Source organism: Marinobacter sp. F3R11, from assembly GCF_003318275.1.
In the GTDB taxonomy this organism is placed as follows: domain Bacteria; phylum Pseudomonadota; class Gammaproteobacteria; order Pseudomonadales; family Oleiphilaceae; genus Marinobacter.
This window is the reverse complement of the sequence record NZ_QOCH01000015.1, coordinates 107,207-133,406: the sequence shown is the minus strand read 5'-3', so window position 1 is coordinate 133,406 and position 26,200 is coordinate 107,207. Positions and strand designations below refer to the sequence as shown.

24 protein-coding genes are annotated in these 26,200 nt (G+C 55.2%); 7 read left to right on the top strand and 17 right to left on the bottom strand.

The window, feature by feature from the left end; genetic code table 11:
- Nucleotides 1–8: 8 nt before the first annotated feature.
- From DS878_RS09020 to DS878_RS09010, 3 genes are read right to left on the bottom strand one after another with little or no spacing between them, the layout of a single operon-like run.
- On the bottom strand, nt 9–674 hold the full coding sequence (locus DS878_RS09020; protein WP_113815648.1) for a carbonic anhydrase: 666 nt from the start codon (nt 672–674) through the stop codon (nt 9–11).
- Between the two features lie 11 nt (nt 675–685).
- A complete protein-coding gene (gene oadA / locus DS878_RS09015; protein WP_113815647.1) occupies nt 686–2,494 on the bottom strand; it encodes a sodium-extruding oxaloacetate decarboxylase subunit alpha in 1,809 nt (602 codons plus the stop codon).
- Nucleotides 2,495–2,509: 15 nt separating this feature from the next.
- Nucleotides 2,510–3,925, bottom strand: coding sequence for an acetyl-CoA carboxylase biotin carboxylase subunit (locus tag DS878_RS09010; protein WP_113815646.1), 1,416 nt, complete (start codon nt 3,923–3,925; stop codon nt 2,510–2,512).
- Between the two features lie 130 nt (nt 3,926–4,055).
- Between DS878_RS09010 and DS878_RS09005 the strand changes: the two genes are divergently transcribed.
- Nucleotides 4,056–4,997 carry a LysR family transcriptional regulator gene (locus DS878_RS09005; protein WP_113815645.1) on the top strand — a complete coding sequence of 314 codons (942 nt, stop codon included), beginning with the start codon at nt 4,056–4,058 and terminating at the stop codon, nt 4,995–4,997.
- On the opposite strand, the gene gatB is transcribed toward DS878_RS09005, so the two are convergent.
- The 4 genes from gatB to DS878_RS08985 all read right to left on the bottom strand — a co-directional run bounded on the left by gatB (nt 4,987) and on the right by DS878_RS08985 (nt 9,688).
- Nucleotides 4,987–6,438 (bottom strand): Asp-tRNA(Asn)/Glu-tRNA(Gln) amidotransferase subunit GatB, encoded by a 1,452-nt coding sequence (gatB, locus tag DS878_RS09000; RefSeq protein WP_113815644.1) that lies wholly within the window; start codon nt 6,436–6,438, stop codon nt 4,987–4,989. The two genes, DS878_RS09005 and gatB, sit on opposite strands and share 11 nt — an antisense overlap.
- A 21-nt stretch (nt 6,439–6,459) precedes the next feature.
- Entirely contained in the window at nt 6,460–7,917 is a 1,458-nt protein-coding gene (gene gatA / locus DS878_RS08995) for an Asp-tRNA(Asn)/Glu-tRNA(Gln) amidotransferase subunit GatA (protein WP_113815643.1), read from the bottom strand.
- Between the two features lie 29 nt (nt 7,918–7,946).
- Nucleotides 7,947–8,234 (bottom strand): Asp-tRNA(Asn)/Glu-tRNA(Gln) amidotransferase subunit GatC, encoded by a 288-nt coding sequence (gene gatC / locus DS878_RS08990; RefSeq protein ID WP_096781171.1) that lies wholly within the window; start codon nt 8,232–8,234, stop codon nt 7,947–7,949.
- 131 nt (nt 8,235–8,365) lie between these two features.
- Nucleotides 8,366–9,688: a mechanosensitive ion channel domain-containing protein gene (locus tag DS878_RS08985; RefSeq protein WP_148707075.1), complete on the bottom strand. Its 1,323-nt coding sequence runs from the start codon at nt 9,686–9,688 to the stop codon at nt 8,366–8,368.
- Nucleotides 9,689–10,076: 388 nt separating this feature from the next.
- On the opposite strand from DS878_RS08985, the gene DS878_RS08980 reads away from it, so the two are divergent.
- Genes DS878_RS08980 through DS878_RS08955 form a run of 6 tightly spaced genes read left to right on the top strand, consistent with a single transcriptional unit; the run spans nt 10,077 to nt 18,434 of the window.
- Entirely contained in the window at nt 10,077–11,117 is a 1,041-nt protein-coding gene (locus DS878_RS08980) for a rod shape-determining protein (protein ID WP_072797766.1), read from the top strand.
- Nucleotides 11,118–11,164: 47 nt separating this feature from the next.
- Nucleotides 11,165–12,046 carry a rod shape-determining protein MreC gene (gene mreC / locus DS878_RS08975; protein ID WP_113815641.1) on the top strand — a complete coding sequence of 294 codons (882 nt, stop codon included), beginning with the start codon at nt 11,165–11,167 and terminating at the stop codon, nt 12,044–12,046.
- A complete protein-coding gene (mreD, locus tag DS878_RS08970) occupies nt 12,046–12,522 on the top strand; it encodes a rod shape-determining protein MreD (RefSeq protein ID WP_113815640.1) in 477 nt (158 codons plus the stop codon). The genes mreC and mreD overlap by 1 nt, the downstream gene beginning before the upstream one ends.
- 2 nt (nt 12,523–12,524) lie before the next feature.
- Nucleotides 12,525–13,127, top strand: a complete 603-nt coding sequence (locus tag DS878_RS08965; RefSeq protein ID WP_113815639.1) for a Maf family protein — start codon at nt 12,525–12,527, stop codon at nt 13,125–13,127.
- The gene (gene rng / locus DS878_RS08960; RefSeq protein WP_113815638.1) at nt 13,124–14,605 is read left to right on the top strand and encodes a ribonuclease G; all 1,482 of its coding nucleotides are present in this window, start codon (nt 13,124–13,126) and stop codon (nt 14,603–14,605) included. The genes DS878_RS08965 and rng overlap by 4 nt, the downstream gene beginning before the upstream one ends.
- A gap of 40 nt (nt 14,606–14,645) precedes the next feature.
- The gene (locus tag DS878_RS08955; RefSeq protein ID WP_113815637.1) at nt 14,646–18,434 is read left to right on the top strand and encodes a YhdP family protein; all 3,789 of its coding nucleotides are present in this window, start codon (nt 14,646–14,648) and stop codon (nt 18,432–18,434) included.
- A 21-nt stretch (nt 18,435–18,455) separates the two neighbouring features.
- On the opposite strand, the gene yjgA is transcribed toward DS878_RS08955, so the two are convergent.
- From yjgA to lptC, 10 genes are all read right to left on the bottom strand, one after another.
- Nucleotides 18,456–18,980: a ribosome biogenesis factor YjgA gene (gene yjgA, locus DS878_RS08950; protein WP_113815636.1), complete on the bottom strand. Its 525-nt coding sequence runs from the start codon at nt 18,978–18,980 to the stop codon at nt 18,456–18,458.
- A 22-nt stretch (nt 18,981–19,002) separates the two neighbouring features.
- Entirely contained in the window at nt 19,003–20,364 is a 1,362-nt protein-coding gene (mgtE, locus tag DS878_RS08945) for a magnesium transporter (RefSeq protein WP_113815635.1), read from the bottom strand.
- A gap of 94 nt (nt 20,365–20,458) precedes the next feature.
- On the bottom strand, nt 20,459–20,728 hold the full coding sequence (locus DS878_RS08940; protein ID WP_113815634.1) for an HPr family phosphocarrier protein: 270 nt from the start codon (nt 20,726–20,728) through the stop codon (nt 20,459–20,461).
- 6 nt (nt 20,729–20,734) lie between these two features.
- Entirely contained in the window at nt 20,735–21,619 is an 885-nt protein-coding gene (rapZ, locus tag DS878_RS08935; protein ID WP_113815633.1) for an RNase adapter RapZ, read from the bottom strand.
- Between the two features lie 29 nt (nt 21,620–21,648).
- Nucleotides 21,649–22,119, bottom strand: coding sequence for a PTS IIA-like nitrogen regulatory protein PtsN (gene ptsN / locus DS878_RS08930; protein WP_113815632.1), 471 nt, complete (start codon nt 22,117–22,119; stop codon nt 21,649–21,651).
- An 85-nt stretch (nt 22,120–22,204) separates the two neighbouring features.
- Nucleotides 22,205–22,513, bottom strand: coding sequence for a ribosome hibernation promoting factor (gene hpf, locus DS878_RS08925; RefSeq protein WP_096781183.1), 309 nt, complete (start codon nt 22,511–22,513; stop codon nt 22,205–22,207).
- A 95-nt stretch (nt 22,514–22,608) separates the two neighbouring features.
- The gene (locus DS878_RS08920; RefSeq protein ID WP_187298772.1) at nt 22,609–24,144 is read right to left on the bottom strand and encodes an RNA polymerase factor sigma-54; all 1,536 of its coding nucleotides are present in this window, start codon (nt 24,142–24,144) and stop codon (nt 22,609–22,611) included.
- Nucleotides 24,145–24,318: 174 nt separating this feature from the next.
- Nucleotides 24,319–25,044, bottom strand: coding sequence for an LPS export ABC transporter ATP-binding protein (gene lptB / locus DS878_RS08915; protein WP_113815631.1), 726 nt, complete (start codon nt 25,042–25,044; stop codon nt 24,319–24,321).
- 17 nt (nt 25,045–25,061) lie between these two features.
- Nucleotides 25,062–25,595 (bottom strand): lipopolysaccharide transport periplasmic protein LptA, encoded by a 534-nt coding sequence (lptA, locus tag DS878_RS08910; protein WP_113815630.1) that lies wholly within the window; start codon nt 25,593–25,595, stop codon nt 25,062–25,064.
- Nucleotides 25,579–26,199 carry an LPS export ABC transporter periplasmic protein LptC gene (gene lptC / locus DS878_RS08905; protein WP_187298771.1) on the bottom strand — a complete coding sequence of 207 codons (621 nt, stop codon included), beginning with the start codon at nt 26,197–26,199 and terminating at the stop codon, nt 25,579–25,581. Before lptC ends, lptA begins: the two co-directional genes overlap by 17 nt.
- Nucleotide 26,200: the final 1 nt, after the last annotated feature.

The window sequence follows — 26,200 nt, the reverse complement described above, 5'->3', positions numbered from 1 at the left end:
CTGGGCAATCAGGCCTTGCTGATACGTTGGATCACTTCGGCGTAGAAGTCATCGAACTGCTGGAACTCCAGGCTGTCCTGGCCGCAGCAGCGGATTGCTCCGGATTCTATGTCGTAGATCCAGCCGTGGATCTGGATTTTCCGGGTGGCCAGCTTGGCGGCCACTACCGGGTGTGTGCGCAGGTGCTGCACCTGCTGCAGCACATTTTCCTCGATGGCCTCACCCATGTGCTGGTGGTCCAGGCAGGCGCCGGTGGCTATGCCGTGCCGTTCCCGTACGATTTCCATGGCTGACCGACAGTGCCCCAGCCACTCCCGGACATGGGGCAGGCCGTCCAGGGCTGACATATCCAGGGCGCCTTTGATGGCGCCGCAGTCCGTGTGTCCGCAGATAATGATATGGCGCACCTTCAGCACCGCGACCGCATACTCGATGGAGGCAGTCATGCCGCCGGTATCATTGCTGTGTGGCGGTATGATGTTGCCCGCATTACGGCAGATGAACAGGTCTCCGGGGTGGGAGCCGGTCACCAGGTTCGGATCTATCCGTGAGTCCGAGCAGGTGACAAACAGCACATCCGGATTCTGGCTGTCGGCCAGTGACCGGAACAGATCCTTGCGGCTGGGGTAGATGTCGCTGCGGAATTTCAGTACACCCTGAACAATATGATCCATGTCCGCTCCCGTTATTCGCTGATTTCGATCAGGACTTCACCGGGAGTCACCCGGTCGCCCTTGGTCACATACACGGCGCGCACTGTGCCGGTAATGCTGGTGTGTACTTCCGTTTCCATTTTCATGGCCTCGGTGATCATGACCGCCTGACCGGCAGCGACTTCGTCTCCCTCGCTGACCAGCACGTCCACCACGGAACCGGGCATGGCCGGCGTGATATGTCCGGGCTCGGTGGCCCGCTTGCGGCCGCTGCTGCCTTCGGCGATAAATTCGTTCAGGGGCTCGAACACCACTTCTTCAGGCATGCCGTCCAGTGACAGGTACAGCTTGCGTTTTCCGGCACCGGCGTCACCCGCTCCGGTGACTGCCACTTCGTAGGTTTCCCCGTGTACGTCAATACGGAATTCGCTGGCCACGGCGGTAGTCATCTGGCCCTTTCGGCCCTGATCGGCGGGCAGCAGGGGTTCCGGAGTCAGGGTGCCGTCCTGGCGCTGCTGCAGGAATTCCCGGCCCAGATCCGGGAACATGGCGTAGGTGAGCACATCTTCCTCGTTCTTCGCCAGGCTGCCGATTTCATCCCTGAGCCGGTCCAGTTCCGGCGCCAGCTGGTCGGCGGGGCGGCCTTCGTCCACGGTTTCGCTGCCGATGGCCTGCTTCCGAACCTCGCTGTTGACCTCCGCCGGAGGCTTGCCATAGCCGCCCTGAAGGTAGCGTTTCACCTCATTGGTAATGGTCTTGTATCTTTGCCCCGCCAGCACGTTGTAGACCGCCTGGGTGCCCACGATCTGGGAGGTGGGGGTGACCAGGGGCGGGAAGCCCAGGTCTTCGCGAACCCGGGGAATTTCCTCGAAGACTTCCCGGATCCGGTCCAGGGCATTCTGTTCCTTCAGCTGGTTGGCCAGGTTGGACATCATGCCGCCCGGAACCTGGTTGATCTGAACCGACACATCTTCCCGGGTGAATTCGCTTTCAAACTGATGGTATTTTTTCCGGACCTCACGGAAATAGTCGGCAATCTCGCTCAGCAGATTGAGATCCAGTCCTGTGTCATAGCCGGTACCCCTGAGGGCGGCCACCTGGGATTCCGTGGCAGGATGGCTGGTGCCCGAGGCAAAGGAGGAAATGGCGGTGTCGATACGATCGGCACCGGCTTCTATGGCCTTGAGCTGACACAGGGGGGCCAGTCCAGAGGTGGAATGGCTGTGTACTACCAGCGGCAGATCTACCTCGGCCTTGATGGCCTGTACCAGCTCAAAGGTGGCGTAGGGGGTGAGCAGTCCGGCCATATCCTTGATGGCGATGGAGTCGGCGCCCATGGCCTGCATGTCCCGGGCCTGGCGCACAAACAGTTCCGGGGTATGCACCGGGCTGGTGGTGTAGCAGATGGTGCCCTGGGCATGCTTGCCGGCTTTTTTCACCGCTTTCATGGCGGTTTCGATGTTACGCAGGTCGTTGAGGGCATCAAATACCCTGAACACATCAATGCCATTGTCTGCGGCTTTCTGGACAAAGGCTTCCACCACATCGTCGGCATAGTGGCGGTAACCCAGCAGGTTCTGCCCCCGCAGCAGCATCTGCAGCCGGGTGTTGGGCAGGGCCGCACGCAACTGGCGCAGTCGTTCCCAGGGGTCTTCCTTTAGGAAGCGTACACAGGCGTCAAAGGTGGCTCCGCCCCAGACTTCCAGGGACCAGTAGCCCACCTGATCCAGCTTGTCGCAGATGGGCAGCATGTCTTCGGTGCGCATGCGGGTGGCGATCAGGGACTGATGGGCATCCCGCAGGATGACATCGGTAACTTCGATTTGCTTGATGGTACTCATGGGTGTTCCTCCTGATTACCAGCCGGCGTGGGCGGCGATGGTGGCGGCAATGGCCAGGGCGATCTCGCTGGGATGGCGCTTGGTTGAATAGTTCAGCAGTTCCGGATGAGAGGGCACAAAGCTGGTGTCGAATTTTCCGCGGGCAAAATCCGGGTGTCCCAGAATCTGCTGGTAGTAGTTGGCGGTGGTCCTTATGCCGTGCAGGCGCATGTCGTCCAGGGCGCGCTTGCTGCGGGCAATGACTTCTTCCCATGTCAGCGCCCAGACCACCAGTTTCAGGCACATGGAGTCGTAGTAGGGGGGGATTTCATAACCGGTATAGATGGCGGTATCCACCCGTACCCCGGGGCCGCCGGGCGCATAGTAATGGGTAATGCGCCCGAAGCTGGGCAGAAAGTCGTTTTTCGGATCTTCCGCGTTGATGCGGAACTGCAGGGCATAGCCCCGGAACTGTATGTCTTCCTGGCGGTAGCTCAGGGGCAGGCCGGAGGCGATACGCAGCTGTTCCCGGACAATGTCCACGCCGGTGATGGCTTCGGTAATGGTGTGTTCCACCTGTACCCGGGTGTTCATTTCCATGAAATAGACTTCGTTGCCGGACAGCAGGAACTCCACGGTTCCCGCATTCTCATAGCCAACTGCCCTGGCAGCCCGGACCGCCAGATCGCCAATGTACTGGCGCTGTTCCGGAGTCAGCTGCGGGCTGGGGGCAATCTCGATCAGCTTCTGGTTGCGGCGCTGGATGGAGCAGTCCCGCTCGAAGAGGTGGATGGCGTTGCCCTGGCGGTCTGCCAGTATCTGTACCTCGATGTGCCGAGGGTTCACGATGCACTTCTCCATAAACACTTCGGCCGAGCCGAAGGCTTTGGTAGCTTCGGAAATCACTCGTGGGTACTGGGCCTTCAGCTCTTGAGGCGTGTCACAGCGACGGATGCCGCGGCCTCCACCTCCGGATGTAGCCTTCACCATTACCGGATAGCCGATGTCGTTTGCCAGCTTCAGGGCATCTTCAAGGCTGTCCAGATTGCCCTCGGAGCCAGGGGTAACCGGCACACCGGCTGCGCGCATACTGTTGCGGGCCTGGGTTTTGTCACCCATTCCGTGGATTACGCTGGATTCCGGGCCGATAAAAGTCACGCCTTTCTGTTCACACAGACGGGCGAAGCCAGCGTTTTCCGATAAGAAACCGTAGCCGGGGTGAATGGCGTCGCAGCCGGTTTCTACAGCCAGGTTCACAATGCGAGCCGGGTCGAGATAGCCAGCCAAAGGGTCTTCGCCCAGGGAATAGGATTCGTCGGCCCGCTTGACGTGCAGTCCATAGCGATCCGGTTCGGTGTATATGGCCACCGAGCGTATCCCCATCTCTGCGCAGGCCCGCACGATGCGGACGGCAATTTCGCCGCGGTTGGCGATTAACACTTTCTTCAGCATGGGGGATTCCTCGTTTCGTCGTCCCGAATGAAGGTGTGAAAAGGTTAGCGGGATAGATCTTTTTCGGATAATTGATATTATTTTGTTTATCTATAAGTAATATCTTATGAATAGAAGAGGAAGGAATGCTATGCCCCTGAGCACTCAGAAACTGGCCAGTCGCCTGACGTTCAGACAGCTTCAGGTGTTCAAGGCTGTTAATGATCTGAAAAGCTACAGCAAGGCAGGAGAACTGCTTGGGCTGACTCAGCCGGCCGTTAGCAGCCAGGTACGCCACCTTGAGCAGGCTCTGGGTCTGCCGATGTTTGAGTATGTCGGGCGTAAGCTCTATTGCACCGCAGCGGGCGAGGAAATGGCAGGCTGCGTGCGTTCGGTGTTCCGTGAGCTGGAGCGGGTACAAAACAGTCTGGCTGCGCTGGAGGGGCAAGTGGCTGGAGAATTACGGCTGGTGGCGGTCAATACCGCGCAGTATGTGGTGCCCTATATGCTGAGCGCTTTTCTGCAACTGAACCCTCAGGTGACTGTGTCAGTGGCGGTTGTTAACCGGGCGGAGGCTCTCCGGCGCCTGAATGATAACGCGGATGACCTGGTGATTATGGGTATGGTTCCGGCAGAGCGGCCTCTGGCATCACTGCCATTTCTGGATAATGAATTGGTACCGGTAGTACCCAGTGGTCACCCGTTACTCCAGCAGCAGAATGTGACCGCTCAGGAGTTTCTGGATAGTGGGTTGTTGGTGCGGGAAAGTGGGTCAGGTAGTCGGCTGGCTCTGGAACTGCATTGTCAGAATCAGCGTTTACGGGCAAAGCCAGGCATTGAGCTGGGCTCTAATGATGCTCTGAAGCATGCGGTTCTGGCAGGGCTGGGTGTGGCCGTTTTGCCAAAGCTGGGGGTGGCGGCGGAGCTCGCTTTGGGCAGCCTGCACATCTTGGATATCAAGGGGTTTCCGCTGAGACGGAGCTGGTGTGTAGTCTACCCGCAGGCTCGGCACCCTACGCCGGCCATGCGGGCATTTATTGATTACGTTCAGCAGAACATCCGTCAGTTTGAGACGATGTTCCTTAACCCTTGAGCTTTTTCAGCAGAATTTCGTTGAAAAGCTTCGGGTTACCCTGCCCTCTGGATGCCTTCATCAAAGGCCCCATAAAGCCGCCGAGCATCTTCTTCTGCTTCTTCGGATCGGTTTCCTGCTGATACTGGGCTACCTGGTCAGGCATGTTTGCCAGAACCTCATCAACCATCTGTTCCAGTGCGCCAGTATCCGAAACCTGTTTCAGGCCCTGTGATTCGATGATGGCATCGGCATTGTCGCCTTCACCATTCCAGAGTGCTTCGAATACCTTTTTGGCTCCGGATGACGAAACCGTGTTGTCGGCAATGCGCGTAACCAGCTGGCCCAGCTGCGTGCCGGTAATAGGTGCCTGAGTGACTGTTTTATCTTCTGCGTTCAGGCGAGCGGAGAATTCACCCAGTACCCAGTTTGCCGCCAGTTTCGGGTCTTTGCCGTGGCTGGCGGTTTCCTCGAAAAAGCCTGCAAGCCGGGCATCTGCGCTCAGCAGGCCTGCGTCGTAATCATTCAGGCCAAACTGCTCTTTGAAGCGGGCTTTGCGGTCGTCTGGCAGTTCTGGCAGGAGTACGCGGGCACTTTCAATAAAAGCGTCGTCTATCTCAACCGGCAGCAGATCCGGGCAGGGGAAGTAGCGGTAGTCGTTGGCTTCTTCCTTGCTGCGCATGGAGCGTGATTCATCACGGTCGCCGTTGTAGAGGCGCGTTTCCTGAATGATTCTGCCGCCGTCTTCCAGAATGTCCATCTGCCGCTCCACTTCGTGGGCGATGGCCTGCTCCATAAAGCGGAACGAGTTCAGGTTTTTGGTTTCGGTGCGGGTGCCAAGTTCGTCCGAGCCTTTGGGCTTGAGTGAAATGTTGACATCAAAACGCAGGGAGCCCTGGCTCATGTCGCCGTCGCAGATGCCGATGGAGGATACCAGGCTATGCAGTTTTTTGGCGAAGGCAACGGCCTCTTCCGCGCTGTTCATATCCGGCTCGGTAACGATTTCGATCAGCGGCGTGCCTGCGCGGTTCAGGTCTATGCCTGTCATGCCATGGAAGTCTTCGTGCAGGGATTTGCCGGCGTCTTCTTCCAGATGGGCGTGATGAATGCGTACACGCTTGCTACGGCCATCGGCCAGGTCAATATCCACAAAGCCCGGGCCAACAATGGGGTGGTCCAGTTGTGTGGTCTGGTAGCCCTTGGGCAAATCCGGGTAGAAGTAGTTTTTACGGTCAAATACCGAGCGTCGACCGATTTCGGCATTTACCGCCAGGCCAAACATTACGGCATAACGGAAGGCTTGTTCATTTGGTACAGGCAAGGTACCTGGCATGGCCAGATCAACGGCGCTGGCCTGCGTATTGGGTTCGGCGCCAAAGGCGGTGCTGGAGCCGGAAAAAATCTTGGTCTTGGTGGCAAGCTGAACGTGAATTTCCAGCCCGATCACAATATCCCATTGCATAAACGTTCTCCTGATTCGGGCTTACTGGGGAAGCTTCTGGTGCCAGTCAGTTACCTGCTGGAACTGATGAGCTGTATTTAGCAGGCGGGCTTCGTCAAAGTAGTTCCCGATAATCTGTAACCCCACTGGCAAGCCATCTACAAAACCTGCCGGTACCGACATGGCAGGCACGCCCGCAAGGTTTACGGCAATGGTGAAAATGTCTTCCAGGTACATAGTGACCGGGTCGCTGGTTTTTTCGCCCTGCACAAAGGCAGGAGAGGGTGAAACCGGGCTCATCAGTACGTCCACGTCTTTGAATGCGTTAATAAAGTCCTGCTGGATCAGACGACGGACTTTCTGCGCCTTCAGGTAATAAGCGTCAAAGTAGCCGGCGGAGAGAGCATAGGTGCCCACCAGAATACGGCGCTTCACTTCGCTTCCGAAGCCTTCGGCGCGGGTACGGGTATACAGATCGCTGAGATCCTGAGGATCCTCGCACCGGTATCCGTATCTAACGCCATCAAACCGCGACAGGTTGGCTGAGGCCTCAGCAGGCGCAATGACGTAATAAGCGGCAATAGCCAGATTTGCATGAGGCAGAGACACTTCTTTCACGGTCGCGCCGAGCTTTTCGTATTCTCTGACCGCGTTGCGTACCTGTTCTTCCATCGCGGGGCTGAGCTGATCCGAGAAATATTCTTTTGGAAGGCCAATGCGCAGACCCTTCAACGGCTCGTTCAGAGTTGCCGTGTAATCCGGCACGGCACGATCAGCGGATGTGGAATCTTTCGGGTCAAATCCGGCCATTATATTCAGCATCAGAGCGTTGTCTTCTGCGGTGCGCGCCATGGTGCCGCCCTGGTCAAGGCTGGAGGCAAAGGCGATCATGCCGTAGCGGGAGACTCTGCCATAGGTCGGCTTCAGCCCTGTTATGCCGCATAGCGCCGCCGGCTGGCGGATGGAGCCGCCGGTATCTGTGGCTGTTGCAGCTGGCACGAGGCGAGCTGCGACGGCTGCTGCGGAGCCACCGGAGGAGCCACCGGGAACGCGTTTTCCGCTGCCACTCAGGCCCCAGGGGTTGGTAACCGGGCCGTAAAAGCTGGATTCGTTGGATGAGCCCATGGCGAACTCGTCCATATTGGTTTTGCCCAGGCACACCGCACCGGCAGTGCGGAAATTGGCGGCTACTGTGGCATCGTAAGGGGGTACAAAGTTGGCCAGCATCTTCGAACCAGCGGTGGTGGTTACGCCGTTGGTGCAGAAAATATCCTTGTGGGCAAAAGGTACGCCGGTCCAGGGGCTGGCGTTACCGGCTGCACGCTGTTCGTCAGCGGCTTTGGCATCGGCCATCGCCTGGTCTTCGGTGATGGTAATGAAGCTGTTGTACTGGCTGTCTTCAGCCTTGATACGATCGAGGAACTCACGGGTCAGTTCCACGCTTGAAATCTTGCCACCTTCCAGTTGCCGGGAAAGCTCTGCTACGGATTTGTTATGCATGTTCAATCCTGATGATGTGGTTCGTCAGATCACTCAATAACGCGGGGTACGAGATAGAGGCCATTCTCGGTGGCTGGTGCAATAGCCTGAAAAGCCTCGCGCTGATTGCTCTCGGTTACTTCATCCGGACGCAAACGCTGAACCGCATCCAGCGGGTGAGCCAGCGGTTCGACGTTATCGGTATCGGCGGCAGTGAGCTGGTCGACAAGGCTGAGGATATTGCCCAGATCTTTCTCCAGTGCCGGTATCTGCTCTTCGTCGAGACGAATACGGGCCAGCACGGCGACTTTTTCAATGTCTTCGCGGGAAATGGTCACGTTGACTCCAAAGTATAAAACAGCGTTTTTATGAAGGCCGTTATGGTAACAGATTCATGGCTGTGCGGGAGAGCTGAGGGTGCAGGATCCTTCAGTCTTTGTATCAGCCATGAATCTTGTGAGATCAGCATCTATTCAATTGGCCGGGCATCATCCAGCAGATCTTTGACTGCGGCATCGCTGCGCTCTTCACGCACTTGTTTCGATATGTTGGTATTCGGGCGTACATCCAGTACATCGCCCGGCGGTAGTGTGAAGGTGCGCGAAGCAGTAACGGCACCGGTATCCGTTTTCGACGCTTCCGCTGGCAGTTTTTGCGTGTCTGTTGCTGCCAGAGCTGCCTGTGCCGATGACTGGTCGAAACGTAGCCGGTAGATGGGCTCGGGCAGGGTGAAGCCCTTGGCTTCCAGCGCATTCTTGGTGGCGCGAATGGAAAGGCTGCGGGCTTTACCGTAGTCTGACTCACGCTGGTCAATCCAGGCCAGGAATTTGATCAGAATGTTGGAGTCGCCAACGGAATCGATGATCCCCTGGGGTTCCGGATCCTCCAGTATCCATTCCAGTTCTTGCAGGACGGCCAGGCCTGTCTGGATGGCTTGAGCCGGATCGTCTGCAGCGTCTACGCCCAGAACAAAGTCAAAGCGGCGTTGAGGGTTGCGGGTGTAATTCAGAATAACGGCTTTGAAGACTGTCGAGTTGGGGATGCGCAGGTGGTTGCCCTCCAGAGTCATCAGAACGGTCGAGCGCGATGTCAGCCGGACCACAACCCCTTCGTATTCATTGATGGCTACATGCTCCTGCGCCCGGAAAGGCTGGCGGATACTCAGCATGATGCTGGAAATGTAGTTTTCCATGGAATCTTTGACCGCAAAACTGATGGCCAGGCCCAGGACGCCTGCACCGCCCAGTAATGTACCCATCAGCGCTGTCGCTCCAAGTATATTCAGCGCAAGAAGCAAGCCTGTAAGTATGGTTATCAGCCTGACTGCGTGGCCGGCCAGTTCCGCCAGGAACGGGTTTTTAGTTAACCGTGACCAGAGCGGGTTGTTGTCTGCCAGTCGGTGCCCTGCGAAGGCCACTATGGCAAAAACACTGAGCGCTACCAGTAATAGTGGCAGGGCTCTTGCCCAGCCCTGCAAGGTATTTTGCAATGAATCCCACAGGGGGTTGAGGTTGTCTTGCAGGCCCAGAGTGCGCACAATCCGGTCATCAACTGCAATGGCCCCTTCCACTCGGCTGGCCAGTTTCAGGGCTCGTTGGGCCTGGGATTCATTGGCAACCTGTCCCGTCAGGGACACCACGCCGCTTTGAACACTGACATGCAATCCCTCGAAGTGCGGAATCTGCTTGAAAATGCTGATGATGCGCTCGGCGATCAGGGCATCACTGTCGGCCCGGGGTTCCAGGGCGATAGTGCCTGCTGGCTCGGTTCCGTTTTGCTGGGCCTGAGTCAAGGAGGGAAGTCCCGCCGCGACAATCAATGCCAAAATCAGAAATAAGTGGCAGGATACGGTTTTTGTGCAGTTGTGCTGCGGCAGGCTGATTGCTTGTATTCTCAACTGGGGCCTCGATTCTGGCAGTTTGAACAGGATGGACCGGAAATTTTCAGGTCGTCTTTTCAGCTCTCTTTAAATATGGACCAAAGATCCACTCATTGCCCACGCCAGCGTGCAAATTGTTGCCTGAGGGCGGGTTATCCCCTGGTTGCATGAACAATTGTTCACGCCGATCGCAATATCATTTGCCTTTACAGCAGGCTGTGCCTTGCCTGAGCGGGGGGGCACTGCTAAAGTTGCCGCATCTTTCTGCAACCGCAACTCTCAGGTTGAAACTACACGAATGTTGATTAAAAGACTCCGAGGCTTATTTTCCAGCGACCTGTCCATTGATCTGGGCACCGCCAATACCCTTATTTTCGTGCGTGACCGCGGGATTGTGCTGAACGAGCCTTCCGTTGTAGCTATTCGTACCACCAACTCCCAGAAAATGGTTGCCGCCGTAGGTGCTGAAGCCAAACGCATGCTGGGCCGCACGCCAGGTAACATTACCGCTATTCGCCCGATGAAAGACGGTGTAATCGCGGATTTTGTCGTTACTGAGAAAATGCTTCAGCACTTTATTCACAAAGTGCATGAGAACAGCTTCATAACTCCTAGCCCAAGGGTGCTGGTGTGTGTGCCCAGCAAATCCACACAGGTCGAACGTAAGGCTATCCGCGAATCGGCCCTGGGTGCCGGCGCACGGGAAGTGTTCCTGATTGAAGAGCCCATGGCTGCGGCAATTGGTGCGGGGCTACCGGTTGAAGAAGCCAGTGGCTCGATGATTGTGGATGTAGGCGGTGGTACCTCTGAAATTGCAATCATTTCCCTTAACGGCATTGTATACGCAGATTCGGTCAGGGTAGGTGGTGATAAATTCGACGAAGCTATAGTTACCTATGTGCGTCGCAACTATGGCAGCCTGATTGGTGAATCTACCGCCGAGCGCATCAAGCATGAGATCGGCTGTGCGTATGAAGGCCTGGAGATTCTAGAAATCGATGTTCGTGGACGTAACCTGGCGGAAGGTGTGCCGCGGGCGTTTACTCTCAATAGTGAAGAAATTCTGGACGCGCTTCAGGAATCCCTTGCGCAGATTGTTCAGACCGTTAAAAGCGCGCTGGAACAATCCCCGCCGGAACTGGCCTCTGATATCGCAGAGCGCGGCATTGTTCTGACGGGCGGCGGTGCACTGTTGCGAGGCCTGGATAAGCTGATCAGTGAAGAAACCGGGTTGCCAGTCATCATTGCCGAGGATCCGCTGACCTGTGTTGCCCGTGGTGGTGGCAAGGCGCTGGAAGTCATTGACCGGGGCGGCATCGGAATGTTCTCTCCGGAGGGATAATCCTTTGGGGAGGGATCGTTATTAAAACCATTTTTGTCCAGGGGCCAATGCCTGGCCTTCGGCTCCTGCTGGTTATTATCGTATCGGTAACACTTATTGTTGCCGATCACCATTACGACCGTCTCACGCCTGTCCGAAGCACTCTGGCAACTGGTCTTACTCCTGTTTACTGGCTTGGTAACGCACCCTATCAATTCAGTGACTGGGTTGCCAGCCTGTTTACCACCCGCGAAGACGTGAAGCAGGAAAACGAAGATCTGAAAGCCCGCCTGCTCATTCTTGAGCGGAGAGCCCTCAAGTATGCCGCTCTGGCCTCTGAAAACAACGAACTCCGTCGTCTGATGAATTCTTCGGAACTGCTCGATGACAGGGTTATTGTCAGCGAGGTGGTGAGTGTTTCACCGGATCCGTATTCCCATGAAATCATTATTAATAAAGGTCGCAGTGACGGCTTGCAGGTAGGGCAGGCCATACTGGATGCCCATGGTTTGATGGGGCAGGTAGTGCAGACCAGTCAGGTAACTTCCCGTGTGCTCCTCGTTTCCGACAGCAGTCACGCGGTGCCGGTTGAAGTTGTGCGAAACGGGCTGCGGGCCATTCTTCTGGGCACCGGCGATTCGGTGACCCTTGATCTGGTCCACGTTCCGGATACAGCGGATATACGTGAGGGAGACCTGCTTGTCAGCTCCGGGCTTGGCGGGCGTTTTCCGAGAGGGTATCCGGTGGCTGAAGTCAGCCTTATCAACAAAGAACCGGGCGAACCTTTTGTATCCATTCAGGCTACGCCAAAAGCGCAACTCAGCCAGAGTCGTCTGGTACTCGTGGTTTTTCCACCAAATGACGGAGTGAAGGCGCTTCCTGCCAGTGATAATGACCAGGGTAAGCCGGAGTCGTCCGTTACCGGTGATGTGCAGGAGGGACAGGGCTGATGTTATCCGTAATCAGTTATCCGGTGTTTGCGCTGTCGGTGCTTGTATCGCTGGTGTTAAGCATCTCTTTGTTTCCTGTTGGCTGGTATGAGTTCCGGCCTGAATGGCTTGGTCTGATTGTGTTTTACTGGACGTTCCGGGCCCCGGCACAGTTCGGTATTCTTTTTGCGTGGTGTCTCGGTTTGTTGCTTGACGTTCTGGAAGCGACGCCGCTGGGTGTCAATGCGCTGGCTATGGGGCTTATCGCTTTTCTTGTTCTTACCGTCCATCAGAGGCTGCGCATGTATCCCATGCCGCAACAGTGCCTTATGGTCTTTCTCCTGCTGGGTATCAACCAGATGCTGGTGCATTTTCTGAAACAGATGCTGGGAGGCGAAGATGCAGGGTTCAGTTATCTGTGGCCTGCACTGACCAGTGCCCTGGTCTGGCCCGTGTTGTCTATTCTGATGGACAATATTAATCGGAAGATGGGATAGCCATGGCCTCTATTATTCTTGCCTCTGCCTCTCCGCGTCGCTCGGAGCTGCTAGAGCAGATCGGCGTTGCGTTCTCCGTGCAGCCTGCTCATATCGATGAAACACCAGGATCTGCTGAGGTGCCTGGTGATTACGTTGAGCGTCTGGCCCGGGAGAAAGCGCTCGCGGTTGCTGTCGACTTTCCCGGCAGGCTCGTTCTTGGTTCAGACACATCTGTGATACTGAATAATGTCATTCTTGGTAAACCAGCCGATGAGCACGAAGCCAGATCCATGCTGGCTCAATTGTCTGGCGCTACTCATCAGGTCATGACCGCTATTGCACTGGCACAGGACGGGCACTGTGAATCCCGCCTGGTGACTACGGAGGTGAGCTTCCGTTCCCTGGCTCCGGCTGAAATTGCTGCTTATGTAGCCACGGGAGAGCCCATGGACAAAGCCGGAAGTTATGGAATCCAGGGCCTTGGTGGTATTTTTGTTCAAGAACTTAAAGGCAGCTACAGTGCGGTAGTGGGCCTGCCATTGCAGGAGACAGCTGTCTTGCTGGCCAATGCAGGCTGCCCTGTATGGAAACACTGGCCAAGTAGTCGGGAGAGCCAATCATGAGCGAAGAAATCCTGATCAATGTAACGCCGGTTGAAACCCGGGTCGCGCTGGTTGAGAACGGTATGCTGCAGGAAGCCTATATCGAGCGTGCCAGTCGCAAGGGTATTGTCGGGAATATCTACAAAGGCAAGGTTGTACGCGTGCTTCCCGGTATGGAAGCGGCATTTGTAGATATTGGCCTGGAGAGGGCTGCGTTTATTCATGCCTCTGATGTTGTTTCAAACCAGCCTGCCTCAGTAGATCCCGCCGAAGGGCCGAAAACAGTTCCGGATATCCGCAGCCTGCTGCGAGAAGGCCAGTCACTGGTGGTGCAGGTGACCAAAGACCCCATCGGAACGAAAGGCGCCCGGCTGACCACCCAGCTTTCCATCCCGTCCCGGTACCTGGTCTTCATGCCCGACGTAAACCACGTGGGTATTTCCCAGAGAATTGAAGACGAGACTGAGCGCAGCCGATTGAAAGCGCTCGTAGAAGAGGGCGCTGCAACGCACCCTGATGTGCAGGGTGGATACATCATTCGCACTGCGGCAGAAGCAGCATCGGAAGAAGAGTTGATGGCTGACATGAGCTACCTGCATCGTCTCAGCCAATCCATCCATGACCGGATTGACAAGGTTCAGGCGCCTGCAGCCGTTTACAAGGATTTACCGCTTTTCATTCGCACCATCCGTGACCTCATTAGGCCACAAACAGAAAAAGTGCGCATCGACAGCCGCGAAAGCCACCAGAGGGTTATGGAGTTTGTCGAGGAGTTTGTTACCGAGTTTGCTGACAAGGTGGAATACTATCCGGGCGAGCGGCCAATTTTTGATCTTTATTCAGTGGAAGATGAGATTCAGAGAGCGCTTAGTCGTAAGGTCCAGCTCAAATCCGGCGGCTATGTAATTATTGATCAGACTGAAGCCATGACCACCATCGATATTAATACCGGTGCATTTGTGGGTCATCGAAATCTGGAAGAAACGATCTTCAAAACCAACCTGGAAGCGGCCCGGGCTATCAGCCGGCAGCTGCGGCTGCGTAATCTGGGTGGGATCATCATTATTGATTTTATCGACATGGAAGATGTCGAGCACCAGCGTCAGGTTCACCGCATGCTGGAAAAAATGCTCGAACGGGATCACGCAAAAACCAAAATTACCGGCGTTTCTGAGCTGGGCCTTGTGGAAATGACCCGCAAGCGAACCACGGAAAGTCTGGGGCAGGTGCTATGTGAGCCTTGTCCTGTCTGTGATGGCCGGGGTTTTCTGAAAACCAGTGAAACGGTGTGTTTTGAAATTTTCCGGGAAATCCTCAGGATTAACCGGGCCTACGATGCCGAAAGCTATCTGGTGATGGCTTCCCAGAGCGTGGTTGATCGTCTGCTTGATGAGGAATCTGACAACGTAGCGGACCTTGAAACCTTTATAGCCAAGACCGTCCGTTTCCAGGTAGAGCCGTTTTATAGCCAGGAGCAGTACGATGTTGTTTTGTTATGATCCCGGGGCGGGTTACCGGCACTGGGTGTGACATAAAACGATGCCCGGAACGTCTTCTACTGAACGCTCACCTATCCGTTTGATGGCGCTGCTTAGCGGCGCTGTCTGGTGGTTGTTGGTGATTATTCTGGTGTTGTTTGCGCTCTATGCGGGGATTGGCCGGCAGCTTACCCATAATATCGACACCTTCCGGGATGACCTTTCCAGCGAGCTTTCCGCCCGCCTGGGCCATGAAGTAAGCATTGGCAAGCTCTCCTCTCGCTGGTTCTGGCTCGACCCGTCTTTTACTGCCCAGGATATAGAAGTTACCAACCCTGATTCCGGGGTGCGAGTGCTGAGTCTTCAGCATCTGACCATTCGGTTTGATGCTTTGGCCTCGCTAATGCGTTTCCGGATTGTGTTTGAGGATTTTGAAGCCGAAGGGCTTGAACTGACGTTGAACCAGAAAAACAGTGGTGACCTGGGCCTTCGGGGGGCTGATGTGCCGGCGTCGCTCAGCAACCGGTTCCGGTATTGGCTCGAAGCTGCCCGTAAATGGCTGTCGGACCCCTACATAAAAGTAACCCGTGTAAGCCTGGGAATCCGCGATCATAAAGGTCAGCTCCGGCACCTGGATATTCCCCAGCTCGACCTGATATACCACCAGGGCCTGTTCCACGCGTCGGGGCGGGCCATGCAATCAGCAACAACCCAACAGCTTGCCAGCTTTACTCTGGTGGGAAAACACTTCTTCCGTGGTGACTTTACCGGTCAGTTGTACCTCGATGTGGATTCCGGACGCTTGTTCGATGGACTCGTTGACGAATACAAGTGGCGGGATATTCGCGTAGAAGGGTTCGACCTGGGTGGCGAAGCCTGGCTTACCTTTCGTGAAGGAACCTTGCAGCAAGTCAGCGGAACGGTGAGAACGCCTTATCTTCAGCTGGGTGTTGGTGCAGAATCTCTGGCGCCGCTGGAAGATATCAGTGCCCGTTTTGGATGGCGTCGACATTCTGCTGTGATGGAGGTGGCGGCTGAGCCCGGAAACCGCCAGGAAACCATTGGTGAATGGCATCTCAAGCAACTTTCATGGACCTGGAATGGGGATGAGGTTTCGCCATTCAGTCTGAGGTTGCTGCCTGACACGGGTGGAATTACGATCACAGCCGACGCTTTGCCGCTGAACCCGCTAAGGAACCTGGTTGGTGCGCTACCCTTGTTGCCAGATGTCGCAGCTGAGGCGCTCGAACACTACCAGCCTTCTGGCTTTCTCGATGATATGAAAATCAGTGTCCCCGGGAAGGGCGAGAACAGTTTTGAGTTCTCGGGAAAGCTCCGGGATGCTGGAGCTGTTGCCTACCAGGGGGCTCCTGCAGTGAGTGGTGTTAACGGCTTTATCTATGTTGACCAGAGTACTGGATATGTAATGGTCCGGTCTGGAGAGGAGCCGGTTACTCTCGCCTTTCCCGAGCTGTTTGGCAGCGTGTGGTCAATGTCCGAGGTTGATGCCAGCGTGGCCTGGAAGCTGGATGGTCCCGTAACCCGCGTATATGCAGACGATATACGCATGAGCTATCGCAATGGCGAGAACGACAGCACCCGTCTGACCGGTGCATTTGATCTGAAACTGGACCGTCAGGGAGAGGACAATCTCGGGCTTCGTGTGGCCGTTGAGAATGGCGACGCTTCTATGTTGGGTGCGTTTGTTCCGGAAAAGGTCGTGGACGATAGATTGTATGAGTGGCTGACCACCGCTATCCAGAAGGCTGATATTACGTCGGGCGTGTATTACGGCCACGGCCAGATTGGCAGAGATGCGCCCTCGGGTTCTTTTGTTTCATCCATGTGGTATGAGTTCGGAAATGGCACTGTTTTATATGATGAACAGTGGCCCGAGGTGACGGAAGCCAGAGGGAGAGTCTCCATACAGAATGGGGAGACTCTGGTGTCCCTTGAGTCCGGTAAAACCGGTGGGCTTTTATTGAATCCAGGTACCGTAGCGGTTATTCCCGGTGATGAAGGTGCCCTTGTCCGGGTAGACGTATCAGCTCCCGTTCCTGGTGATTCCATTGCATTCTGGATGGCAAATAGCCCATTTGGAGATATTGCCGGACCTCAGGCTGCAAGCCTGAAATATGGCGGTGATTACGAGCTTGATCTGGACATTGATCTGCCTCTTGCAGGCGCTGGCGATGTGGTTGTGGCAGCTGAGGTCAGTACCTCGAATGGCTTTATAGAATATTCCGAGGCAGACCTGAACTGGGAGGCAATTTCGGGGGCCGTAAAATTCCACTCAACCGAGGGCTTTTCTGGTCCCCCTCTGGATGCAAGGTTTCTGGGCGAGCCCGTCAAGGTTAGTTTCAGCCAGCCACCGGCAGGCAACAGTTCCGGCAAACGTGCACTTACTATCCGCCAGACCGGTTCTCTATCTGTCCCCGAAGCTCTTCGTCAGACCGGCTTGCTGGATTCAGATACTGAACACAATGGCGGGGCAGAAGAGGGCGGTTACGGGCTGAAAGGCAGAACTGGCTACTCTGCAGAGCTCAATGTGGCTGAGGAGGCGAGGTCGCGAATTGTCGTTCGCTCAAGCCTTGAGGGGTTGGCGATTGACTGGCCCGGCCCGTTTTCGAAGAAACCGGAAGAAATCTCGCCTCTGGTTGCGGAAATCAATCCCGAGGCAGCCAGCGGGATCAGCATTAAGGGAAGCTGGGAGGATCGGGCGATTTTCGATCTTCTGCTCAAAAGCTCAGGCGTGGAGCTGACGTTTAGCAAGCTGTATCTTGGTGAAGAGATACTCTCGGATATTCATCTGGAGGCTCTGGAGCTGGCTGATCGCTGGATTGTCACGACCCGCTCCGAGCGAGCGGTTGGCCGGGTGGTGTTCCCGGACGATGACCGACCGATAACCGCAAACTTTGAAGTACTACGCCTTACCCGGGATAACTCCGCGGGAACCGAGACGCCGGAACTGCTGACGATTGATCAGCAGCTGGAGGCTTTCCGGGCAATGGATATCGCGAACTGGCCCGATGTTGATATAGCCATTTCCGAGCTGCAGCTTAATGAAGACAGCCTGGGGAGCTGGTCGTTCCAGGTGCGCCCAGAGCCTGATCAGCTGAATATCACCGGGATTGAGGGGCGCCTGAAGTCTCTTACGCTTTTGGGTGATATGACATGGAGTGTTGTAGATAACCGGGAGACCAGCCAGTTTTCAGGGTCCGTAGCCGGTGGAGCGGTGGCGGATCTGGGTGAGTTGTTCGATACCGATATTCCGCTCTCCAATAAGCAGACGGACATTCAACTGGAACTGGACTGGCCCGGTAGGCCGGACGAGTTTGACATAGCGGAGCTCAGCGGCGCCGTCAGTCTGCGGCTTGATGATGGTGTGATTCTGGAACGAAACAACAGTGCCCAGGTGTTCCGGGTATTCAACCTGCTCAACGCAGACACTCTATGGCGCAGGTTAAAGCTGGACTTTTCCGACCTGTATGAACGCGGTGTTGCGTTCGATGCTATCTCGGGTAAGGCACTGCTGGAAAAGGGCCTGCTGACCATGGACCCGGAACTTCAGGTAGTGGGACCATCAGGAGCATTCAAGCTCAGTGGTTCCACAAACCTCACCGACGGGGTGCTTGATATGCGTCTGGTAGTCGTTTTGCCACTGACCCAGAACCTGCCTCTGGCTGCATTGCTGATGGGCGCCAGTGCGCCGATAGGCGGAGCCCTGTTTGTGCTGGACAAGGTGCTGGGTGATCCGTTGAGCAAACTGACCAGCGCAACCTACAATGTCACCGGCTCCTGGGACGACCCCAAAGTGGACCTTCGACAGGTTTTTGATACCGGTAACTAGCCTTTTGCCTCAGGCAGAAAATCAGGCTTCCGCTTCGTCAACGCATTCTCGCAGGTAGCGGAACAGTTTGCGGGCCTGCCCGGTATTTTTCTGTTTTTCCAGATCTTTACGGGCGTTGCGAACAAGGTTGCGCAAGTGTTGTATATCGGCACCAGGGCAATAACTGAAGAACTCACCTGCCACGGAATCCCCTTCGGTAATCATACGATCACGCCAGCGTTCAGCCAGGTGATGGCGACGGGTATGTTCCACGCTTCCTGAGTCGAAGGCATCAATAGCCCTTTGAACTGCTTCAGGATCATCTTCCTGACGGATGATTTTGCCTATGTACTGAAGATGGCGTCGCCTGGCTTCATTCTGCCGGATTCGGCGAGATTCCTCGATAGCGTTTCTCAGGGTGTCGCTGATGCTGAGTGTATCAAGCTGCTCATCGCTCAGCTCCATCATGCGCTTGCCAATATCCTGGAGTGCGTGCATGTCTCGCTTGAGCTGGGATTTGCTGGGCCCCGAGTATTGCGGAGCCTCATCTTGGTTACTGTCGATCATTGTTCATTCCAGATTAGTCGGATCAGGCGTAGAAGAGGGTGGCCAGGCCGAGGAAAGACGTAAAGCCAACCACATCTGTGACTGTTGTCAGTATAACGCTGCCGGCCAATGCCGGGTCTATATTGCGGGATTTCAGGAACAACGGCAGTACCGTGCCCACTAAGGCGGCCGCAACCAGATTGATAATCAGCGCAGCGGCAATGATTGCACCAATCGTCAAATCCTGAAACCAGATCATGGCCGCAGCAGCTACCAGTCCTGCCCAAAGCACGCCGTTGAGGATGCTTGAAAGAAACTCGCGGTTCAGCAGCCAGCCCACGTTCGCCGCACTGATCTGCCCTACAGCCATCCCCCTGATAACGAGGGTGAGAGTCTGGCTGCCAGCTATGCCTCCCATGCTGGCGACGATTGGCATCAGTATGGCAAGGGCGACAACCTGGTCAATGGTATCCTCAAACACACCGATAACCCCGGAGGCAATAAAGGCAGTGACGAGATTAACGCCCAGCCACACAGCCCTGCGCCGGGTGGTTTTCCAGACCGGTGCAAAAGTATCCTCGTCGTCATCCAGGCCCGCCATACTCATCAGTGAGTGGTCAGCATCCTCACGGATAACATCCACCACGTCATCGATGGTAATTCTGCCCAGCAGCCGTCCCTCTGAGTTTACCACCGGCGCAGAAATAAGATCATAGCGCTCAAAAAGGTGGGCCACTTTGGTGTCCGAAAGAGTGACGGGTATAGGTTCTATATCGGTGTCCATGACCTCCCGCACTGTGGCGGTCTGATTGGATACCAGCATTTTTGTGATGGGAAGCACGCCGATAAACTCGTCACGGCGGCTGACCACAATCAGGCTGTCGGTCATTGGTGGCAGCGCTCTGTGTCGGCGCAAGTACCGCAAGACTACATCAATGCTCAGGTCCGGGCGCACGGTGATGGTGTCCGTGTTCATCAGACCGCCAGCGGTATCATCCGGGTAGGACAGTACCTCTTCAACCCGCCGCCGGTCCTGCTCATCCATGGTGTCCAGAACTTCCTGGATCACTGTATCCGGCAGCTGTTGCAGAAGGTCGGCGACATCGTCGGACTCGAAGTCCTCGATGATATCCGCCAGTTCCTGAGCGTTCAGCCGGCTCAGATATTCGGCACGAATGTCCTCGTTGAGGTACTGGAGAACTTCGCCTTCGAGTTGTTTATCTACAAGATTCCATAGCAGGGCACGCTGCCGTGGCGGAGAGGATTCGAGTAGGTGAGCGATATCGCTGGGGCTCAAACCACCATTGAGGATACGGGCGACCTGTTTCAGGGCACCACTGTCCAGCGCTTCACTCAGTGAGCGTAAACGTTGGCGGGCCTGACTTTTTTCCAGAATATCGGACATGAATCACCTACGCTCAGAAAACGCCTGCATTATAACGGAGTTAGCCGCTGTACGTGAGAAAGAGTTGCAGGGGCGTGCTTTGAAAAATGGCGGGCTACTCGCCTTCCCCGAAGTAATCGTTTATCAGCGCGACCAAGGCTTCAACAGCTTCCTGCTCACCCGGGCCGTCAGCCACAAGCTCTACTTCGGTACCCTTGCTGGCCGCGAGCATCATGACTTGCATAATGTTTTTTGCATCGACCTCACGGCCTTTGCCGCAGATCCTGACGGAGCAATCGAAAGCCGATGCAGTTGCAACCAGTTTTGCTGTGGCCCGGGCATGCAGCCCAAGCTTGTTAATGATAATAATCTGCTGGCGTATCACTCTGGGTCAGACCTCGTTCCGGGTCTGCAAGTGCGGCAGTTCTGTATGACGTACCTGTGCATTGCTGCTATGTTCGCGAAAATAACGTCCCAGCTGTTCACAGACGTAAACCGAGCGATGCTGACCGCCAGTGCATCCAATGGAAATGGTCATGTAGCTGCGATTGCTGTCTGCAAAAGAGGGAATCCAGTTTTCCAGAAACGCAATAAGGTCGTTTACCATTTTACGGCTTGCTGGTTCTTTCTCCAGAAACTCTGCTACCGGCTGATCGAGGCCTGTAAATTTACGCAGACTGGCATCCCAATAAGGGTTGGGCAGGCAGCGCACATCGAATACGTAATCAGAATCCAGTGGTACGCCGTGTTTGAAACCGAAGGACTGAAACAGCAGGGCAAGCTCCTGACCTTTGCGGCCTGCTACTCGCTGCTTCACCATATCCCTGAGTTCGTACATCGACAGCCCTTTGGTGTTGATGTAAAGATCTGCAAGCTTTGATAGTGGTTCCAACAGAGCTTTTTCGTTGCTGATAGCTTCTCGGAGTGAGGTTTTGTCATCGCTCAGAGGGTGCTTGCGACGGGTGGCGTGAAAGCGCTGTAAAAGGGACTGCTCATCGGCATCCAGATAGATAACCTCAACCTGAATGTCATCTCGGCGGAGCTTTCGATAGATTTCTTCGAAATTGGCCAGTTCCCCGGACAGGTTACGGGCATCAATACTGACCGCCATCTTGTCGAGCCGCCCCGGTGCGCTCTGGTTGGCCGCCTCCCGGGTAAGCGGGAACAGGAGCCCGATAGGCAGGTTATCAATACAGTAGTATCCCAGATCTTCCAATACGTGAAGAGCGGTACTCTTGCCGGAACCGGACCGGCCACTGACGATGATAAGCTTCATGGTGAAACAGCCTGTTGCCAGAGTGGATATCAGCCGTTTGCGGCCGTCATGCGTTGGTATAGTGTCTGTGCATTTTCGCATTGCCTGAGGCTGTCGCAAAACGTCCTTTCATTGAACTTCTCCGCGAGCTGGCTCAGCAACTCCAGATGTTCGCTGGTAGCTTCTTTCGGCACAACAAGTGCAAAAACCAGGTCCACCGGCTGGTTATCAATAGCATCAAACTCTACGGCTTCTTCCAGCGTTATCAAAACGCCTATCACGTGTTCAAGCCCTTCCAGGCGGCAGTGGGGGATGGCGATCCCCTGGCCGATTCCGGTACTGCCCAGCCGTTCACGAGCAATCAGATTGTTGAAAATCTGGCTCTCGCCGAGTGAATCATTATGCTGACGGATCTGCTCGGCAATGAACTCCAGAACCCGCTTTTTACTTGATGCGGGTACCTTGCACAGGGTCAGTTCCGGCGCAAGAATGTTGTCTATTGTCAGGGATGTGTCGCTCATGAATCGACCGCGCTTCCGTTAAAAAAAACTGCGACACGTTGTCCGCGTCGCAGTCTGATTAGATGACTTGCCTGAAAACAGCCGCCTAACGGGCGGTGTTTCCCTGCATCCTGTCTACACTCTTTTCTTTATGCTTGAGGATCTGTCGGTCAAGCTTATCGATAAGGCCATCAATAGCTGCGTACATGTCCTCGCTTTCCGCCTTTGCGTGAATCTCACCGCCAACCACGTGGAGCGTTGCATCTGCTATCTGACGAACCTTGTCTACTTCCAGTGTCACCTGGCAGTTACTGATGTGGTCGAAGTGCCGCTCCAGTCGTTGAAACTTTTCAGACACATAATCCTTCAGGGCGGGAGTCAGTTCTACGTGATGGCCTGAAATATTGAGTTGCATAGACGTCTCCTGTTGTTATCCGTTCCGGCTCTGGGAGCCGGCCTGGGTACTGACACCTGTAGCTGCGCCAGTGAAATCTGTAAGGCGTGCCCGAATTAAACCAGGCGTTTGCGTTCGTTCGAGGGCGGAATGTGCATCGCCTCGCGATATTTTGCAACCGTACGTCGAGCTACCTTGATTCCCTGTTCTCCAAGCATGGCCGCAATCTTGCTGTCGCTCAATGGCTTTTTCGGTGTTTCCGCTGCAATCAGCTTTTTGATCATGGCGCGAATAGCGGTGGAGGAGCATTCACCGCCTTCGTCTGTACTGACGTGGCTGGAGAAGAAGTACTTCAGCTCAAAGATGCCACGTGGTGTGTGCATATATTTCTGTGTAGTCACACGGGAAATGGTGGACTCATGCATTTCCACAACCTGGGCAATATCCGAGAGAATCAGCGGCTTCATAGCTTCTTCCCCATAGTCCAGAAACCCCTGCTGATGTTCAACAATACGTGTAGCAACTTTCAGCAGGGTTTCATTTCTGCTTTGCAGGCTCTTTATAAACCACTTGGCCTCCTGAAGCTGGTCGCGAAGATAAGTGTTATCAGCGCTGCTATCGGCACGTCTTATTAATGAAGCATAGCTCGCATTCACGCGTATGCGTGGAGCAATTTCAGGATTCAGCTCTACGCGCCAGCGGCCGTTGTGTTTGCGCACGATAACATCGGGAATGACGTAATCCGGCTCGGTTCGGTCGATGATGTCGCCGGGCCGCGGGTTGAGGCTGGTGATCAGCGCAAGCACATCGCGCAATTGCTCTTCTTTAAGGCGGCTGCGGCGGAGCAGCTGGGCATAATCACGGTTGCCCAGCAGGTTTATGTAGTGGGTGATGACGAGCCGCGCCTGGGCAAGCCAGGGGGTTTCCGGTGGTAGCTGGTTAAGCTGGATCAGCAGGCAGTCCTGAAGGTCCCGGGCAAAAACTCCCGGTGGATCGAAGTGTTGCAGCCGGCGTAAAACAGCTTCGACTTCGTCCATCTCAAGAGGGTCTTCATCGGTATCGTCGGTCAGGCCGGCGTAGATGTCCTCGATTGGGCTGGTGAGATATCCGCGCTCGTCTACCGCATCCATCAGGGCGTGGGCGATTGCCTGATCCCTATCATTCATGGGTGTCAGGTTGAGTTGCCACTCAAGATGATCTCTAAGGGTTTCGGTCGGAGAGTTCCGGGTTTCGAAATCGTGGTCGTTCTCGTCGTCATTCCGCGCAGCGGGAGCTGGTGCGGACTGGTAAACATCTTCCCAGGCAGTATCAACGGGAAGATCGTCGGGAAGCGTGTCCGGGATCTCATTTTCAGATTGCCAGTCCGGGCCGTTTTCGTTTTCATCCCAGTCCGGGCTGGATGTATCAGTAACCGCTTCGGCAGACGTTTCGAGGGTGGCCGTGTCCTGATTCTGATCGCTATCGGCGGAAGGCAGCTCAGCCTGCTCGTCATCCTCCGAATTTTCCAGCAGGGGATTGGACTCCAGGGCTTGCTGGATTTCCTGCTGGAGATCAAGAGTTGATAACTGCAGAAGCCTGATTGCCTGTTGCAGCTGGGGCGTCATTGTCAGGCTCTGACCCAGCTTTAATTGTAATGAGGCTTTCATAACCATTGCTCAGGATCCGTCACACTTACCTGCTCTGAATTTCTTGCATTGGTTAAAAAATCTATGTATGCCGGCTACTTGCCGCCATAAACAGAATACCCTAGCAAGTTCTTTGCCGAGTTTACTTGCTCCGGCTCAGCAAAACAATCGAAGGGTGCTGTCGCAGGTCGAAAACAGGTCCTACAGGCGAAACTCATTGCCAAGATACACTTCTTTAACTTGCTGATTGGCAAGTATGGTTTCGGAGTTTCCGGAGGCAATAATGTGGCCACCAGAAACGATGTAAGCGTTTTCGCAGATATCCAGTGTTTCACGAACGTTGTGGTCTGTGATCAGAACGCCGATGCCCTTGTCCCTGAGGTGGCGAATAATCTGTTTGATGTCACTTACCGAAATGGGATCTACTCCGGCAAACGGCTCGTCCAGAAGAATAAAAGCGGGTTCCATCGCCAGGGCGCGGGCAATTTCAACCCGGCGCCGTTCACCGCCAGAGAGCGCCATACCCAGGCTGTCGCGGATATGGGTGATATGGAATTCTTCCAGTAGTTGTTCAAGCCTGGTCAAACGTTCGGCACGGCTGAGGGCTTTGCGGGTTTCCAGAATCGCCATGATGTTATCCCGCACTGAGAGTTTGCGGAATACAGACGCTTCCTGAGGAAGGTAGCCGATACCTTTGCGGGCCCGACCGTGCATGGGTAGTGGAGTGATATCCTGGCTGTCTATGGTTATACGGCCATTGTCGGCATTCACCAGCCCCACAATCATATAAAAACAGGTGGTTTTGCCCGCACCGTTGGGGCCGAGCAAACCAACGATCTCGCCGCTGCGAATTTCCAGCGAAACATCAATAACCACTTTTTTCTGTTTATAGCTTTTTGCCAGGTTACTCGCTCTGAGAACTGCCATTGGATCCCTGTTTTCCGCTATTTGGTGGAGTCAGTGCTGTTTCGGGGCTGAATGACCATTTCGACCCGGCCCGGGCCTGTGCCGGTATCTTCACCGCCCTCTGCGGTGACCACTCTTTGCTCGGTATCGTAATGAATAATGTCGCCGCGAAATACGTTGCCATTCTGCTCAATTACGGCTTCCCGTTCAAAGGTGAGTTGCTTGTCAGTGGCAGACCAGGTGATGTTCCGGGCCTTGGCGTCGGTTTCGCCTTCTCCACTGGTGACCGGTTGCTGGTAGCGGGCAGGAGAACCCTTGGCTTCAATGCGGTTGAGGCCTTCGGAACTCCTGTACAGCACCACCCGTTCCGCCGTCAGGCGGGTTTTCCCCTGCACCAGTTCAACCGCTCCGGTGTAGGTGGCAATGCCCTTGCCATCATCCAGGCGGGCACTGTCAGCACTGACGGTGATCGGCGTATCAGAATCGAGATCGAATGCCAGAGCAGGGCTGGCAAGGCTCGCAGCCAGAATGGCAGCCAGTACCCTGCGTGATGAGTTATCTGACGGTGTCATAGCGTCCTTCCACCTGGGAGTTGAGTTCCAGAATGCGTTCATCAATCCACGCGTTCATGCCTTTAGCCCGGGTAGTGCCCACGCTATCAGTAATTTCTACAAGGTCATCGGTGTAGACTCTGCCCTGATTGTTATCCAGGGTCAGGCTCTCAGTGACCAGCGTTGCTGTACGGGCGCCAATTGTACGCACTACACGAACATTGCCAGTCAGATATAGCAGATCTGCATCTCGCAGAAGGCTGCCATTCTCGGCTTCAAGGAGCCAGGGCTCTGCGTCATCTGCGCTGAACACTTCTGCGCTGGGTGACTCCATGGTGGCCAGGTTTTCTTCTTCAAACTGCTCGATGCGAGGGCTTGTAAAGACAATTTTCCGATGGCCCGTTTCATCATAAGACGTATAGTTGCCATTGATTACAAAGCCGTCGGGCTCTGCGTCGCCTCTGAGCTGTCTGGCATCGCTGTAGCTGGTTATTGCGGGCTCGTCGCTCTGCCACAACAGAAAAATGGTGGCTGCAATGGTGGCTGCGAGCGCCAGCATGCGAAGCCTTGGCCTGTTTGCCATGGCTACCAAGGACAGCAGGCTTTGTGTTTCGCTCTGTGCCATG